The 13,220-nt window shown below is 53.0% G+C and carries 20 protein-coding genes and 1 other annotated feature (1 of these 21 only partly in view); of the genes, 12 read left to right on the forward strand and 8 right to left on the reverse strand.

From position 1 onward, the window contains the following. The first annotated feature begins 27 nt into the window (after positions 1–27). The 3 genes from KOG47_RS02275 to KOG47_RS02285 are packed head-to-tail and all read left to right on the forward strand — an operon-like array spanning position 28 to position 1,862. The gene (locus KOG47_RS02275; protein ID WP_215243673.1) at positions 28–729 is read left to right on the forward strand and encodes an ABC transporter ATP-binding protein; all 702 of its coding nucleotides are present in this window, start codon (positions 28–30) and stop codon (positions 727–729) included. Next, on the forward strand, positions 729–1,496 hold the full coding sequence (locus KOG47_RS02280; protein ID WP_074035973.1) for an ABC transporter permease: 768 nt from the start codon (positions 729–731) through the stop codon (positions 1,494–1,496). The genes KOG47_RS02275 and KOG47_RS02280 overlap by 1 nt, the downstream gene beginning before the upstream one ends. 3 nt (positions 1,497–1,499) lie before the next feature. Further along, on the forward strand, positions 1,500–1,862 hold the full coding sequence (locus KOG47_RS02285) for a VOC family protein (RefSeq protein ID WP_215243674.1): 363 nt from the start codon (positions 1,500–1,502) through the stop codon (positions 1,860–1,862). Positions 1,863–1,903: 41 nt separating this feature from the next. Here KOG47_RS02285 and KOG47_RS02290 read toward each other — a convergent pair whose 3' ends face one another. The 6 genes from KOG47_RS02290 to KOG47_RS02315 form a co-directional block, all read right to left on the reverse strand. After that, the gene (locus tag KOG47_RS02290) at positions 1,904–2,368 is read right to left on the reverse strand and encodes a hypothetical protein (protein ID WP_047794923.1); all 465 of its coding nucleotides are present in this window, start codon (positions 2,366–2,368) and stop codon (positions 1,904–1,906) included. A 118-nt stretch (positions 2,369–2,486) separates the two neighbouring features. Continuing rightward, complete coding sequence (locus tag KOG47_RS02295) at positions 2,487–3,086, reverse strand: short chain dehydrogenase (protein WP_215243675.1); 600 nt, start codon at positions 3,084–3,086, stop codon at positions 2,487–2,489. 69 nt (positions 3,087–3,155) lie between these two features. After that, the gene (locus KOG47_RS02300; protein WP_215243676.1) at positions 3,156–3,515 is read right to left on the reverse strand and encodes a nuclear transport factor 2 family protein; all 360 of its coding nucleotides are present in this window, start codon (positions 3,513–3,515) and stop codon (positions 3,156–3,158) included. Then, on the reverse strand, positions 3,512–3,844 hold the full coding sequence (locus tag KOG47_RS02305; protein ID WP_211782353.1) for a DMT family transporter: 333 nt from the start codon (positions 3,842–3,844) through the stop codon (positions 3,512–3,514). Before KOG47_RS02305 ends, KOG47_RS02300 begins: the two co-directional genes overlap by 4 nt. 11 nt (positions 3,845–3,855) lie before the next feature. Further along, positions 3,856–4,164 carry a DMT family transporter gene (locus tag KOG47_RS02310; RefSeq protein WP_074036309.1) on the reverse strand — a complete coding sequence of 103 codons (309 nt, stop codon included), beginning with the start codon at positions 4,162–4,164 and terminating at the stop codon, positions 3,856–3,858. Between the two features lies 1 nt (position 4,165). Next, the gene (locus KOG47_RS02315) at positions 4,166–4,693 is read right to left on the reverse strand and encodes a TetR/AcrR family transcriptional regulator (protein ID WP_211782354.1); all 528 of its coding nucleotides are present in this window, start codon (positions 4,691–4,693) and stop codon (positions 4,166–4,168) included. Positions 4,694–4,809: 116 nt separating this feature from the next. Here KOG47_RS02315 and KOG47_RS02320 point away from each other — a divergent pair, with 116 nt between their 5' ends. From KOG47_RS02320 to KOG47_RS02355, 8 genes are all read left to right on the forward strand, one after another. Next, the gene (locus tag KOG47_RS02320) at positions 4,810–5,376 is read left to right on the forward strand and encodes a zinc dependent phospholipase C family protein (RefSeq protein WP_215243677.1); all 567 of its coding nucleotides are present in this window, start codon (positions 4,810–4,812) and stop codon (positions 5,374–5,376) included. Next, complete coding sequence (locus KOG47_RS02325) at positions 5,373–5,660, forward strand: hypothetical protein (protein WP_215243678.1); 288 nt, start codon at positions 5,373–5,375, stop codon at positions 5,658–5,660. The genes KOG47_RS02320 and KOG47_RS02325 overlap by 4 nt, the downstream gene beginning before the upstream one ends. Positions 5,661–5,665: 5 nt before the next feature. Then, positions 5,666–5,884: a hypothetical protein gene (locus KOG47_RS02330; RefSeq protein WP_215243679.1), complete on the forward strand. Its 219-nt coding sequence runs from the start codon at positions 5,666–5,668 to the stop codon at positions 5,882–5,884. A 233-nt stretch (positions 5,885–6,117) separates the two neighbouring features. Then, entirely contained in the window at positions 6,118–7,128 is a 1,011-nt protein-coding gene (locus KOG47_RS02335; RefSeq protein WP_215243680.1) for a siderophore ABC transporter substrate-binding protein, read from the forward strand. 9 nt (positions 7,129–7,137) lie between these two features. Next, a complete protein-coding gene (locus KOG47_RS02340) occupies positions 7,138–8,142 on the forward strand; it encodes an ABC transporter permease (RefSeq protein WP_031422514.1) in 1,005 nt (334 codons plus the stop codon). Then, on the forward strand, positions 8,139–9,197 hold the full coding sequence (locus tag KOG47_RS02345; RefSeq protein WP_047794929.1) for an iron chelate uptake ABC transporter family permease subunit: 1,059 nt from the start codon (positions 8,139–8,141) through the stop codon (positions 9,195–9,197). The genes KOG47_RS02340 and KOG47_RS02345 overlap by 4 nt, the downstream gene beginning before the upstream one ends. Then, positions 9,194–9,946: an iron ABC transporter ATP-binding protein gene (locus KOG47_RS02350; RefSeq protein WP_031422518.1), complete on the forward strand. Its 753-nt coding sequence runs from the start codon at positions 9,194–9,196 to the stop codon at positions 9,944–9,946. The genes KOG47_RS02345 and KOG47_RS02350 overlap by 4 nt, the downstream gene beginning before the upstream one ends. Before the next feature lie 17 nt (positions 9,947–9,963). After that, positions 9,964–10,659, forward strand: a complete 696-nt coding sequence (locus KOG47_RS02355; protein WP_215243681.1) for a ferredoxin--NADP reductase — start codon at positions 9,964–9,966, stop codon at positions 10,657–10,659. A gap of 3 nt (positions 10,660–10,662) precedes the next feature. Here the strand turns inward: KOG47_RS02355 and KOG47_RS02360 are convergent, their stop codons facing one another. Further along, positions 10,663–11,238 (reverse strand): anthranilate synthase component II, encoded by a 576-nt coding sequence (locus KOG47_RS02360; RefSeq protein WP_215243682.1) that lies wholly within the window; start codon positions 11,236–11,238, stop codon positions 10,663–10,665. Then, entirely contained in the window at positions 11,235–12,566 is a 1,332-nt protein-coding gene (trpE, locus tag KOG47_RS02365; protein WP_215243683.1) for an anthranilate synthase component I, read from the reverse strand. Before trpE ends, KOG47_RS02360 begins: the two co-directional genes overlap by 4 nt. 44 nt (positions 12,567–12,610) lie before the next feature. On the opposite strand from trpE, the gene KOG47_RS02370 reads away from it, so the two are divergent. After that, positions 12,611–13,189: a DUF3885 domain-containing protein gene (locus tag KOG47_RS02370; RefSeq protein WP_215243684.1), complete on the forward strand. Its 579-nt coding sequence runs from the start codon at positions 12,611–12,613 to the stop codon at positions 13,187–13,189. Further along, positions 13,186–13,220, reverse strand: a binding site (T-box leader) (it continues 197 nt past the right edge of the window). (Overlaps the previous gene by 4 nt.)

The raw sequence follows: 13,220 nt of genomic DNA on the forward strand, positions 1-13,220 counted from the left end.
ACACTATACATAGGAGGCGAGAGAAGCATGTCAATCATTGAATTCAAAGATGTGAGTCATCAAGACATCCTGCACCATGTGTCCGGGACGTTCCGGGAAGGACGAATCACGACGTTCGTCGGACCGAGCGGTGCCGGCAAGACGACGTGTCTGAAGCATATCAACGGATTGCTGTCACCAGACACGGGCACGATTCTTTTCAAGGGGGAAGACATCGCGGAGATGGACATCCTCGAACTACGAAAGAAAATCGGGATGGCGTTTCAAAGTGCGCCGATGATTCAAGGGACGGTGTACGACAACTTGAATCTCCCGAAAGCCATCTTCGACGAGACACTTGACCGCGACCGGGCTGCCGAATTGCTCCATCGCGTCGACTTAAATGAGGCGCTCCTCGACCAACCCGTCAAATCACTATCGGGTGGGGAACGGAGTCGGGTCGCCATCGCCCGGACGCTCGTCAATAAACCGGACGTGCTCTTACTCGATGAGATCACGGCGAGCCTTGATTACCGGACGGTGAAAGAGATCGAGCGACTCATTCGAAAACTGCAACAATCATATGGTGTGACCGTCATTTGGATCACCCATGACCTCGACCAGGCACGGCGGGTGAGTGACGACATGTGGTTCTTGAAGGACGGGGAACTACTTGCTTACGGGGACGCATCGTTCATCGATGAGTCGGACAATCCCGTCATCCAACGATTCGTCAGGGGGGAAGATTGATGTCATATATTGAACTCGCGACGGCGCTCATCTTCGTCGTCATCCCGCTCGCCTTGACACTCGTCCTACGACTTGGACTCGAGCGTGATATTATCATTGCGACCGTCCGCTCCATCATTCAACTGCTGATCATCGGCTATATCCTGACGTTCGTCTTTGAGAGCGACAGTCCGATTTTCATGCTGTTGATGATCCTACTCATGATTGTCGCCGCGACACAAAACATCCGACGGAAAGGGGACGGCATTCCGGGTATCATGTGGATCATCGTCTTGACGCTCGTGACGATCGAAGCGCTGACGATGGGACTCATGCTCGGGCTTGGTATCATCCCATTTGAGCCGGAAAAAGTCATTCCGATCAGCGGGATGGTCATTGGGAACAGCATGGTGTTGTCACTCCTGTTCTTGAATAAGTTCAAAGATGAGGTCGAGCGGAGTGACGATGTCATCGAACTCATTCTCTCGCTTGGCGGAACGCCGAAAGTGGCCATCGACCGCAGCTTGAAGAATGCGATTCGGACGAGTATGATCCCGACCGTCGAGGCCCAAAAGACGATGGGACTCGTCCAGCTACCGGGAATGATGAGCGGACTCATCATCGGAGGAGCCGACCCGATGGAAGCGGTCTTGTATCAACTCTTGATCCTGTTCTTGATTTTGACGACTGCCTCGATCTCGGCGACGCTCGTCGGCTATCTGGCGTACCCACGTTTGTTCAACGAGAAGATGCAGTATATCGGACTGACCTATCGGAAGGGGAAATGAGGCATGATCACAGGGATTCATCACGTCCAGATCACGATTCCAACTGGAGCGGAGCAAGAGGCGAAGGCATTTTACTGCGATTTTCTCGGTCTACGTGAAATCGAGAAGCCGGATTCATTGAAGGGACGAGGTGGATTTTGGCTTCAGGTCGGCGACCGTTCCGTTCATGTCGGGGCAGAGGACGATGTGGAACGACAGAAGACGAAAGCGCATATCGCGTACGCTGTGACGGATTTAGCTCATTGGAAGGAAGCGCTTCAAGAGAATGAGATTTCTTACTCCGAAGGCATCCCGATTCCAGGATTCGAGCGGTTCGAGTTCAGAGACCCGTTCGGCAATCGGGTCGAGATGATTCAAGAGCTCTGACGAAAGGGAGCATCCAAAGCGGATGCTCCCTTTGTCGTTCTTCAAGAAATACCAAAAAGGCGAGTCACTTGCTCCCATTCGGACGGGTAGGCGTTACTGCCATGATGCTCGTGAATGAGTGTCCCGTTCGTGTATACGCTGAGGCTCCACTGCGTACCATCTAGCGTGCGAACACCTTCCAGTTCTTCGAAGACGGTTGGCCACCAATTCGTTCCAAGCAGATGAAACGCGACACGCATCTGTTTCGCTTCCTCGCCCTCATAGTATTCGAATTCAAAGGGCTCGGTGATGGATCGGTCGGACCGCTCGATGTGACGAAGGACGGTGCCCCTCTCAAAAAAGGTGATCGTACTCACATCATACGTGCCGAACCCACCGACGCGGAAGATGACCTCGACCATCGATTCCTGAGGACGACCAATCGCCTGAAGGACGCGCTTTTGGAGTGGGTGTTCGACGAAAGAAGGAGGGATATGATAAAGGGCGCGAAACGTTTTGTCTTTCATGAAACTTCAACCTTTCTCGGGCATAAGATGCCCCGAGTATAGCGGAATCTTCCGGACGAGGGAGACAAAATAAAGTGCAAGGTACGAAAAAAGCACCTCTTGAAGAGATGCTTCGAGGTTAATACACTTCGTACGTCTGTCCAGTCTGCGCGCCTTCGACGCTCTTCACATAAGCGAGGGCAACCCGTTCACCCGGTACCGCCGCGTAACCACGGAAATAAGGACCATACGCATCGAGTGCTTCGACGAGGACGTTCGGACTGACGTTGTTGATGCGGATGCCCCGTGGCATCTCAATCGCCGCACCGGTCACAAATCCTTTGATGGCCCCGTTCGCTAGTGCCGCCGATGCGCCTTCTTTGATGGGGTCGTCCATCAAGATTCCACTCGTCAGTGTGAAGCTACCAACATCGTTCACATAATCGAGTCCGAGAAGGACGAGGTTGACTTGTCCTTTAATCTTGCTGTCGATACTCTTCTGATTATCTGCCGGCGTCATCTCGGAAAGCGGACCGAAATGCGTGCTACCCGCCGTACTGATGACCGCGTCGACCCGACCGACCGTTTCATACATGTGGCGAATGCTGTCTTCGGAAGTGAGGTCGACTTGCACGTCCGCCCCGTTACGTCCAGCCCGGATGATCGTATGTGTTTTCTCCAACTCTTTTGCGACGGCCTGACCGACCGTACCGCTTGCCCCAACGAGTAAAATTTTCATAAAGAAACTGCCCCTTTCGTCACGCTTGGATTCCACTTCAGAGTAGCGGATGGCGAGGACGTTCGGCAATCAAGTTGCCTCTGGCGGAACGACCGTGCCTTGATGGAATCGCATCTTCCAACGTCCGTCCACGAATACCCAAATCGAGCTACGGCGTGTTTCGCGATTCAATACCGGTTGAACGAGACGGTACGTCACCAAAACGTGACCTTCCGTCAACGGATGTAGCGTGAATTCGGATAACACAGCCTCAATCGGGTCAAGCTGGAGTGTCGTCTGATCCCAATCTTGATACAGCAACCGTCCCGAGCTACCGATTTCAAAGAAGTCGTCGGTCAACAGTTCACGCAATCGCTCCGTCGACTGCCTGACCTCCGTCGTCAATAACGCTTCTTCTAGTGTTTGAAGGTGATTTGCCAACTCGTTCATGTCACGACTTCCTCTCTTCGTTGATTCATCACGATGACGCCGAGGACGATCAACAAGAGACCGATTCCGTTCAACGCCGAAAGAACTTCCCCGTAAACAAACACCCCGATGAGTCCTGTCGCCACGGTCCCGAGTCCGGCCCAGATGCTATAGGCGATACTGAGCGGAATCGTCTTCAACACGATGCCCATGAGGGTGAACGACGCAGCGAAACTAACCAACAGAATGGCGCTCGGAACGAGATTTGTGAATCCATCCGACAGTTTCAACATCGATGTCCCGAGTACCTCAAATCCGATAGAAAAGAAGAGTAAAAGATAGGCTTGCATTCCGATTCACCTCACACTTTCATCAAGACGAGCCCGATGATGACGAGCCCAATCCCTGCAATTTTTTGACGACTGATTTGTTCCCGAAAGACGACGAACCCGATCACTGCCGTGAGTGCCGTCCCGACCCCGCTCCAAAACGCATACGCGAAGCTGAGCGGGATGGTGAAGAGGGCAAGTGATAAGAGATAAAACGCCGTCCCATAACCGAAGGCGACCCCGAGAATTGGGAGACGGCTCGTCGAGGTGGCGTTCACTTTCAACATGCTCGACCCGAACAGTTCCGAGGCGATGGCCCCGATCAAATAGATGAATCCCATATTACAACCCTCCTTGAAGCAACTCGTCACATGCTTCCCGAATGAGTGTCGCCGCACGGTCCTTGAACGATTCGCTATACCCATACAAGACAGCGAACCAAAAGCCGTCACAGAGAAGGCGAAGTTTTAAAATCGCATCCTGGTCCGGCCCGTCGACAGCGAAACGCTCGTCCCAACCGGTCGACACGTCACTCCAAATCGACTCGCTCGTCGCATCTTCTTGCGAGGAGATAAAGACGGCGACGAGGTCCATATCTCCGTGATCGACATCATCCAATGTCGCCAGTGCATAGGCACGGGTAAACGAATATGTACCGTCCGATAGATGGGCGGTGATTCGTTTCTCGAACGTCTCGATGGCGAATTCGTTCATCTGTCGCAATAAGTTGGCCTTATTGTCGAAATGATAGAGGACCCCGGCTTTCGTGATTCCTGCTTTCGTCGCCAATCGTTCGAGCGACAACTGACTGATCCCGTCTTCTCGAATCATCTGGGCGGCAGTCTGTAGCAACAATTGTTTTTTACTCATCCCATCACACCTCTCTTTACTTTACTGACCGTTCAGTAAAGTTAGTCTATCAAAATTTGCGAGGGGTTGTCGAGATAGAACGTTGATGGAATAATCAGGGAAAAGGGGGGCGTGACATGGGTTCACATTTGATGCATCTCGTCATCGCGAATGAGATGTTACCAGCGTTGTCGGAGGTGGATGAGGTCGCATTTTTGCTTGGAAGTCTCGCACCGGATGCAACGACAGAAAAAGAGGCATCCCATTACTACGCAGGACGCCATGATGATTTATCTCGTCGCTTGGATTTGTCCCAATATTGGATTGACAGCAAGGAGGAAGACTTCTCGTATCGACTCGGCTATTACGCGCATCTCGTCGCGGATGAGATCTGGTTGCAGGGATTCTATAAAGGTTGGTTGAAAGAGCTCATCACCCAGGACCCGTCAAAACAGGCGGCCTATTATGCGGACTTTGATGCGTACAATGCTCGGCTGTCGGAACGCCTCGGGACGTTCGATTTTGAACGCTTGAAAGGAAATCCAGAGCTCGTTGAACTGGTCGAGAAAGTCGAGCGGGACGCGGCGATGACGGAGGAGGGGACATACACGATGTTCCTCCCTAATCAATTGGATGGCTATGTCGATACGTGTGTCCGCCGTTGCCTCGAGATGGTCAAACGGAAGCGGGCGATGCTCGTATGAAGAGGCGATACGCATCACTCTACGCCACGCTCGGTCTCTTCCTATTGACGGTGATCACCTTCTTCACCTTGAACGGTCGGGTATTCCCGAATCTCGAATTGATGACGGTCATTTGGGTTTATCTCGCGATTGACATCGCCTTGTTCGCCACGTTGATTTGGGGACTGTTCATGAAGGATCGAATCATAAAAATGTACACACTTCTTGCGACAATCGGATTGATGATCCCGTTGTCGATTTGGATTTTCTTATTGCTGTTGGCGAACGGGATCTCGGAGGCATGAGTTGAATGACTGAGAACGAGAAAAAATTACCTTTTGTGGCGCAGACAGTCCCATTTTTGATTGGTTGTCTGATTTTCGGACCAATCGGATTGATTATCTTATTGTTTATTTGGAGACGCTTGGAACGCGATGAACGAATCATCTATTTGATCGTCTCTATCTTTTTCACGTTACTTGAGGCTCTCGATTATTTTACGGATGGCATAATCTATTACTTCGTTTGAGAAAGTGGATTTCCCACTTTCTTTTTTTGTGCGTGCATCTATAGAAAGAAAAATTTTCCTATCCGAATCTTGTCAAATTGACATTGCGTATCCACATTTTGTTTGTTATGCTACTTGATGAAAACGACAATGATAATCATTATCAATAATAACGAGAACACGAGAATAGACATACATAACCAACGTGGCTCGTTTTTTGGTGCGAGGATCATTGAAACTTACATACAGAGGAGATGGATGAAGTGGGGAAATTCAAGATTTCACTCATGTTGACGTTGCTCGTCTTCGTACTCGCCGCATGTGGCGGAACGAGTGAGACGAAGAAAGAAGAAAACGTCGACGGCGCAACAAAGACAGAGACGGTCGAAATTACAGACGCACATGGCGCAATCGAGGTACCGGTCAACCCGGAGAAGGTCGTCGCCCTTGATAACCGGACGTTTGAAACATTGGCAGCATGGGACATCGACTTGGTGGCGGCACCAATCGGACTCCTTCCAGCAGAGTCGCCATATGCATCAGACAAAGACATCGTGGACGTCGGCATGCACTTCGAGCCGAACTTAGAGGCGATTGCAGGAGTTGACCCGGACGTCGTCATCGTCGGTCAACGTTTCGCAGATTACTACGAGGACATTAAAAAGTTGGTTCCAGAAGCAGCGGTCATCGATTTGAACATCGAGATCCCAGAAGACTCAGGTACACCGGGTGAGATTTTAGTCAAAGGATTGACAGACACGACGCTCACACTCGGAAAAATCTTTGACAAAAACACAGAAGCTGAAGCCATCGTCGCTGACCTCGACAAGTCGATCGAAGACGCGAAAGCGGCATACAACGGAAAAGATACAATCATGTCGGTCATCGTATCGGGTGGAGACATCGGGTTCTCAGCACCGGTAACGGGACGCGTGTTCGGACCGATGTACGACATCTTCGGATGGGTCCCGGCCCTTGAAGTCGAGAAGAAGACAGGTGACCACGAAGGTGACGAAGTATCCGTCGAAGCCATCGCAGAAAGCAACCCAGACTGGTTGTTCGTTCTCGACCGTGACGCACCACTCGGTGACGCAGAAGGCGCAGTACCAGCAGAAGACGTAATCGACAACGCACCGGCGCTTCAAAAGACGACGGCTGTGTCGAAAGAGCAAATCGTCTATGCACCGAAAGACACGTACTTGAACGAATCGATTCAAACGTACGCGGAATTCTTCAACAGTGTCACGGAAGCGCTCGCGAAGTAAGGTTCCGTCATGCAAAAACCATTGACAGCCAGGGTTGAGACGATGTCTCAGCCCTCCTTTTCTAGATTGTGGACGAAGTCGTTCGTGTTCACCGTGATCATCGTCCTCGGTTTGGCGGTGCTGTCGCTCTTTACCGGGGTGTACGATCTGTCACGGACAGACGGCTTCGATATGTTTTGGATCACCCGAGTCCCACGGACGGTCGCCCTCATGCTGACGGGTGCGGCGATGGCGATGGCGGGGCTCGTCATGCAGCTCATCACGCAAAACCGACTCGTCGAACCGACGACGACGGGGACGCTCGAATGGGCGGGACTCGGACTGCTCACCGTTTACTTACTTGTACCGGCACCGAGCCTCATGATGCGGATGACCGGGGCGATCGTCTTCTCGTTTATCGGGACGATGGTCTTCTTCTGGTTCTTACGTTCGGTCAAACTTCGTTCATCGCTCATCGTGCCAATCATCGGGCTCATGTTAGGGGCGGTCATCTCCGCCATCTCGACGTTCCTCGGTCTATTCTTCCGAGCAAGCCAGGCGATCGAGGGCTGGTTCGTCGGTTCGTTCGCCTCGGTGCAAATCGGGCGCTACGAGTATCTATGGGTCATCATCGTCGTGACGGTACTCATCTTCTTACTGGCGAATCGCTTGACGCTCGCGGGGTTAGGTGAAGACATCGCGACGAGTCTCGGCGTGAACTATAACCAGCTCATGATGATGGCGACGGGGCTCATCGCCTTATCGGTCGGTGTCGTGGCGACGGTCATCGGGAATTTACCGTTCCTTGGACTCATCGTCCCGAACCTCGTCTCGATGTTCCGCGGGGATGATTTGCGCAGCAACCTTCCATGGGTCTGTCTTGTCGGGATGGGTGCGATTCTCGTCAGTGACTTGATTTCACGGACAATCATCATGCCGTTCGAACTCCCGGTCTCACTGATTCTCGGGACGGTCGGGGCAATCGTCTTCATCATGATCTTGATGCGACAACGGAAGAAGGGAGGGGTTCGATGAGTACGGTCATGGAACGAGACGGTGTCGAAGTATCAATCGGGGAATTGAGAGAAGAACGTCATGCTTCAGCGTTTCAATCGAAACGGGCGAGCAGACGCTATTGGCTCTTCTTAAGTGCCTTCATTCTCGGCGGACTGTTGTGTGCGCTCGGGCTTCTCCTTTATAACAATCCGGTCCCGATGGACTCTCCGTCATTCGTGCCGGTCGTGGAACGGCGAATCGTCGCCATCGTCACGATGTTGATTGCGGCACTCTGTCAAAGTCTTGCGACGGTCGCATTCCACTCCGTGACGAACAACCGCATCATCACGCCATCGCTGCTTGGATTTGACGCGCTCTATTCGACGATTCAGACGAGCATGGTGTTCTTCTTCGGGGCCGGGGCGTTGATCGGCTTCTCGGGGACAAGCGCCTTTTTGACACAGGTCGGCCTCATGGTGACGATGAGTCTCCTCCTTTACGGATGGCTCTTGTCAGGGAAATACGCCAACCTGCAGCTCATGCTGCTCATCGGGATCATCATCGGGACGGGTCTGAACTCGGTGTCATCGTTCATGCGCCGTATGCTCGCCCCGTCCGAGTTCGATATCCTGCAGGCACGACTGTTCGGTTCGGTGACGAATGCCGACGTGGCGTACTTTCCCATCGTCATCCCGATCGTCGTCATCGCCGGGACACTCTTGTTCCTGTTCTCGAATCGATTGAATATCGTCGCACTCGGTAAGGACGTCGCGACGACGTTCGGGGTGAACCATCGGAGGAGCGTCATTTACACGCTCGTCCTGATCTCACTCCTCATGTCCGTCTCGACTGCGCTCATCGGACCGCTCACGTTCTTCGGATTCTTAGTCGCGACGCTCAGCTATCAGGTCGCCTCGACGTATGACCATAAGTACGTCTTTCCGATGGCGTTCGCCCTAGGGTTCTTCGTCCTGACGAGTGCATATTTCTTTATGTATCACATATTCCAGACGCCAAGTGTCGTCTCCGTCATCATCGAACTGTTCGGCGGACTCATCTTCTTGGCCGTCATTCTAAGGAAGAGGTCGCTATGATTCAAATCGAACAAGTCAAAAAATCGTATACAGACGATGTCCACATTGGACCGCTCACGCTCGATATCCCGAAAGCCGGATTCACTTCATTGATTGGACCCAACGGAGCGGGCAAATCGACGACGCTCATGATGATTGGACGATTGCTCAACTTAGACGAGGGACAGATCCAAGTCGCCGGCATGGACGTGTCGAGCACGAAGTCGAAAGACTTGGCGAAAATCATCACCATCCTGCGCCAAGAGAACCACTTCGTGACAAGGCTCACGGTCCGACAACTCGCCGGATTCGGGCGTTTCCCTTACTCGAAAGGGCGCCTCACGAAAGAGGACGAGGCCATCATCTCGAAATATATCGACTTCCTCGACTTGACCGCGCTTGAGAACCGCTATCTCGACGAGCTCTCAGGAGGACAAAGGCAGCGTGCCTATGTGGCCATGGTGCTCTGTCAGGAGACGGAATACGTCCTCCTCGATGAACCGCTCAACAACTTGGACATCGCTCGTTCGGTACAGATGATGGAGTATTTACGCCACGTCGCCGACGAGTTCGGACGGACAATCGTCACAGTGCTCCACGACATCAATTTCGCGGCGAAATACTCGGATCGCATCTGTGCGATGAAAGACGGACAGATCGCTGCGTTTGGAACGGTCGATGAGATCATGGACGCGAAGATTTTATCCGAAATTTTTGAGACGAAACTGGAAATCATCGAAGGGCCGTATGGGCCGATTGCGGTGTATTAACGAAAAGGAGAATTCACATGAAAATTGACTGGACACCAATCACCAAAGTCGTGGCCGAGGCACCGGATACATACACGTTCCATCTCGCCTTGCCACCTGAGTTCACGTGGCAGGAAGGGGCGCATACGCATCTCGCGCTCGAAGGGTTCAACGCTGGGGACAAGCCGGACCGAAGTCTCGTCCGCCATATGTCGATCTCGACATTGCCGCACGAAGGAGCGATCGGGATCACGACCCGAATCAAGACCGAATGCTCGACGTTCAAATCGATCCTTCGTGACATGGTACCGGGGGATAAGGTCGCCTTGTTCAAGACACATTCGAACGTCCCACTCGAACGGAGTGGGAAGAACGTCTACCTCTTATCGGCGGGTGTCGGACTCGCGACATTCCGTCCGGTCGTCCTCGAGTACTTGGCGAACGGGGAAGGTGTTCCGCATCTCCATTCGTTGAACGTCGATTCGTCGAAGGCGTATCTGTTCGGTGACGTCTTCGAATCGAACGAGCACTTCACGTCAGAATTCGTCCCGAGTCGGAAAGACTACTACGAACGCGTGGAGATGATGGCATCCGACAAGGACGCCTTGTTCTATATCGTTGGTAGTGATGAGCTGTTGCGTGAAACGATTCAGGTGCTCCGGTCGAACGGGGTGGCATGTGACAACATCAAGATCGACAAGCATGATTTTCAACGAGAAGACTTTTTAGGTTGATACTCAAACCGGGGACACGTGCCCCGGTTTTTTCGTGCACAACTTGACGAATCGTTCGAAGATCCCACGTCCATCCGGGGTCCCGATCGACTCGGGATGGAACTGGACACCGTACGTCGGATGGGTCGGGTGTTCGAGTGCCATGATGACACCGTCTGTCGTCTCGGCCGTGACGGTCAGTTCGGTCTCTTGTACGACGAGCGAGTGATAGCGCATGACGTCCATCGACAATCCTTCGAAAAGGACGCCTGGCACCGTATTGATCCGTGAGACTTTCCCATGCATCACCTCGTTCGCCCGACCGACGATCCCGCCGAACGCCTCGGCGATGACCTGATGACCGAGACAGACCCCGAGAATCGGGATGTAACCGGACAATTGTCGCACGACCGCGAGCGAGACACCCGCGTCTTGTGGACCACCGGGACCAGGGGAAAGGATGATGCCACTCGGGTTCATGCGACGGATTTCTTCTATACCATGTTCATCGTTCCGGATGACGCAGACGTCACTGAAGCGAGCGACGTCTTGATAGACGTTATACGTGAACGAATCGTAGTTGTCGATGAGGAGAATCATGCGAACACCTCCAAAAGGGATTTGGCTTTATGCAGCGTTTCTTCATATTCCGATACCGGGTCTGAGTCATAGACGATGCCGGCGCCGGCTTGGACGTGGGCCGTGTCACCTTGGACGACCATCGTCCGGATGGCAAGGGCGAAGTCGAATCCGCCCCGGACGTCGAGATACCCGACCGCCCCGGCGTAGACTTCTCGTTTCACCGTCTCGAGCTCGTCAATCAACTGCATCGCCCGAATCTTTGGAGCTCCGGAGACGGTCCCGGCTGGAAGACAGGCTCGGAGCGCATCGATCGGGGTCACATCGTCACGTAAATCCCCTTCGACTTCGGAGACGAGATGCATCACGTTCTTGAATCGTTCGAGCTCGATGTGTTTCGGGATGGTGACCGTGCCGACTTTGGCGACCCGTCCGATATCGTTCCGTCCGAGGTCGAGGAGCATCCGATGCTCGGCGAGTTCTTTCTCGTCTTGAAGGAGTGACTCCGCGTGACGCATGTCTTCCTCGACGGTCTTCCCACGAGGGCGTGTCCCGGCGATCGGGTTCGTCGTCACTTTGCCGTTCTCGACCCGGACGAGACTTTCAGGAGAAGCACCGAGGACGATCGCTTCCCCGAGGTCGATGTAGAACAAGTACGGACTCGGATTTTGTTTCCGCAGCGTCCGGTAAAAGTGGAACGGGTCCCCGGTGAACGTCGCGTCGATTCGTTGCGACAAGACGAGTTGGAACACCTCGCCCGCAAGGATTGCCTCTTTCGCCTGGAGCACACGGTCGATGAATTCGTCCTTCGGCGTCAAGATGCGCTCGCTCGTCCGGACGACCGGTTCGAGGGCGTGCGTCTCCGGAGTCTCGAGCTGTTCCTGGATGGACTCGAGTCGCATCGTCGCATCCGTCTCGCTCGTATCGATCAAGATGACCTGTTCCTCGAGGTGGTCGTATAAGACGACCGTCTCATAGCGTTGGAAGAGGGCGTCCGGCAAATCACGCGTCACGGTCGGCGTGTTCGGGATCGGTTCATACACCCGAAGCAAATCATAGCCGATATAGCCGACGGCACCGCCTATGAACGGGTATGGGGCAGTGAAGTCGTCACGTATGATGCGTTCGGATAAGGCATGGAGCGGGTCGTCTGCATAGATTGTCCCCGTTGCATCTGTCACGTCGTTCCCATCGACTCGGATCGTCTCGACCGGGTTCGCCGCGATGATGGAGTAGCGACCGTGCTTGCCTTCCGCGCGACTTTCGAGTAATACCTTTCGTTCACCTTGTAGTCGGTGGAAGATTGCCACCGGTGTGAGTTCGTCACCATTGATGATCCGTTGTTGCATTGAAAGAACCTCCTTATAATGGGTAATAGAAAGGGGATATGCCGATGTCAGTCTTACGACCTGACCAATTTTCAGGTGAAGCGTTGACCGAGCACATCGAACTCGAGGACACGCTGTCACCTTACGTTGATATCAAATCCTATGAACTGAATCTTGAATATTTTGAGGCAGTCGTTCGTCATGCCCAGCAATTGTTTGATGCGTTGTTCGAAGAGGGCGACCCCATCCGGATCGTTTGGCATGTATATGGACAGCCCGTCAAACCGACCCTCTTGTTCCGTTATATCCGAGACAAATCGGTGCGCTTCAAGACGGCCGCCACATCGTGCACATTCGAGGACGAACCGTTATGGATGTTCACCGTGCCGGTAGCAGACAAGTCCGAAATCCGTGTGCGACCACTCCTCGAGGCGATTTGTTATCAAGATTTTTATACAAAATCAAAGCCTCGTTTGAACGGAGAGTTCACAACGTATCCGTTCGTTCAGTTCATCCACGAACGAGAGGGTCACGTCTTGTTCGTATACGATGACCGCGGTGCATATATCCGTGGTACGTCACCAGCCCACCTCCAATCGCTCAAACAAAAAATCTCCTCGTCCCGCATGCCCAATTGGACATGAAGGACGAGGAGATTCCCCGTGTTGCCACCTT

The sequence above is a fragment of the Exiguobacterium sp. s121 genome (assembly GCF_018617245.1).
Taxonomy (GTDB): domain Bacteria; phylum Bacillota; class Bacilli; order Exiguobacteriales; family Exiguobacteriaceae; genus Exiguobacterium; species Exiguobacterium profundum.

Coding starts and splice junctions, on each gene's coding strand:
- KOG47_RS02360 (WP_215243682.1), bottom strand. CDS start 11,238: ATGATTCTCCTCATCGACAACTACGATTCGTTCACGTATAACGTCTAT.
- KOG47_RS02300 (WP_215243676.1), bottom strand. CDS start 3,515: ATGAACGAGTTGGCAAATCACCTTCAAACACTAGAAGAAGCGTTATTG.
- KOG47_RS02355 (WP_215243681.1), top strand. CDS start 9,964: ATGAAAATTGACTGGACACCAATCACCAAAGTCGTGGCCGAGGCACCG.
- KOG47_RS02335 (WP_215243680.1), top strand. CDS start 6,118: ATGGATGAAGTGGGGAAATTCAAGATTTCACTCATGTTGACGTTGCTC.
- KOG47_RS02345 (WP_047794929.1), top strand. CDS start 8,139: ATGAGTACGGTCATGGAACGAGACGGTGTCGAAGTATCAATCGGGGAA.
- KOG47_RS02290 (WP_047794923.1), bottom strand. CDS start 2,368: ATGAAAGACAAAACGTTTCGCGCCCTTTATCATATCCCTCCTTCTTTC.
- KOG47_RS02275 (WP_215243673.1), top strand. CDS start 28: ATGTCAATCATTGAATTCAAAGATGTGAGTCATCAAGACATCCTGCAC.
- KOG47_RS02310 (WP_074036309.1), bottom strand. CDS start 4,164: ATGGGATTCATCTATTTGATCGGGGCCATCGCCTCGGAACTGTTCGGG.
- KOG47_RS02320 (WP_215243677.1), top strand. CDS start 4,810: ATGGGTTCACATTTGATGCATCTCGTCATCGCGAATGAGATGTTACCA.
- KOG47_RS02330 (WP_215243679.1), top strand. CDS start 5,666: ATGACTGAGAACGAGAAAAAATTACCTTTTGTGGCGCAGACAGTCCCA.
- KOG47_RS02315 (WP_211782354.1), bottom strand. CDS start 4,693: ATGAGTAAAAAACAATTGTTGCTACAGACTGCCGCCCAGATGATTCGA.
- trpE (WP_215243683.1), bottom strand. CDS start 12,566: ATGCAACAACGGATCATCAATGGTGACGAACTCACACCGGTGGCAATC.
- KOG47_RS02350 (WP_031422518.1), top strand. CDS start 9,194: ATGATTCAAATCGAACAAGTCAAAAAATCGTATACAGACGATGTCCAC.
- KOG47_RS02325 (WP_215243678.1), top strand. CDS start 5,373: ATGAAGAGGCGATACGCATCACTCTACGCCACGCTCGGTCTCTTCCTA.
- KOG47_RS02305 (WP_211782353.1), bottom strand. CDS start 3,844: ATGCAAGCCTATCTTTTACTCTTCTTTTCTATCGGATTTGAGGTACTC.
- KOG47_RS02280 (WP_074035973.1), top strand. CDS start 729: ATGTCATATATTGAACTCGCGACGGCGCTCATCTTCGTCGTCATCCCG.
- KOG47_RS02295 (WP_215243675.1), bottom strand. CDS start 3,086: ATGAAAATTTTACTCGTTGGGGCAAGCGGTACGGTCGGTCAGGCCGTC.
- KOG47_RS02370 (WP_215243684.1), top strand. CDS start 12,611: ATGTCAGTCTTACGACCTGACCAATTTTCAGGTGAAGCGTTGACCGAG.
- KOG47_RS02340 (WP_031422514.1), top strand. CDS start 7,138: ATGCAAAAACCATTGACAGCCAGGGTTGAGACGATGTCTCAGCCCTCC.
- KOG47_RS02285 (WP_215243674.1), top strand. CDS start 1,500: ATGATCACAGGGATTCATCACGTCCAGATCACGATTCCAACTGGAGCG.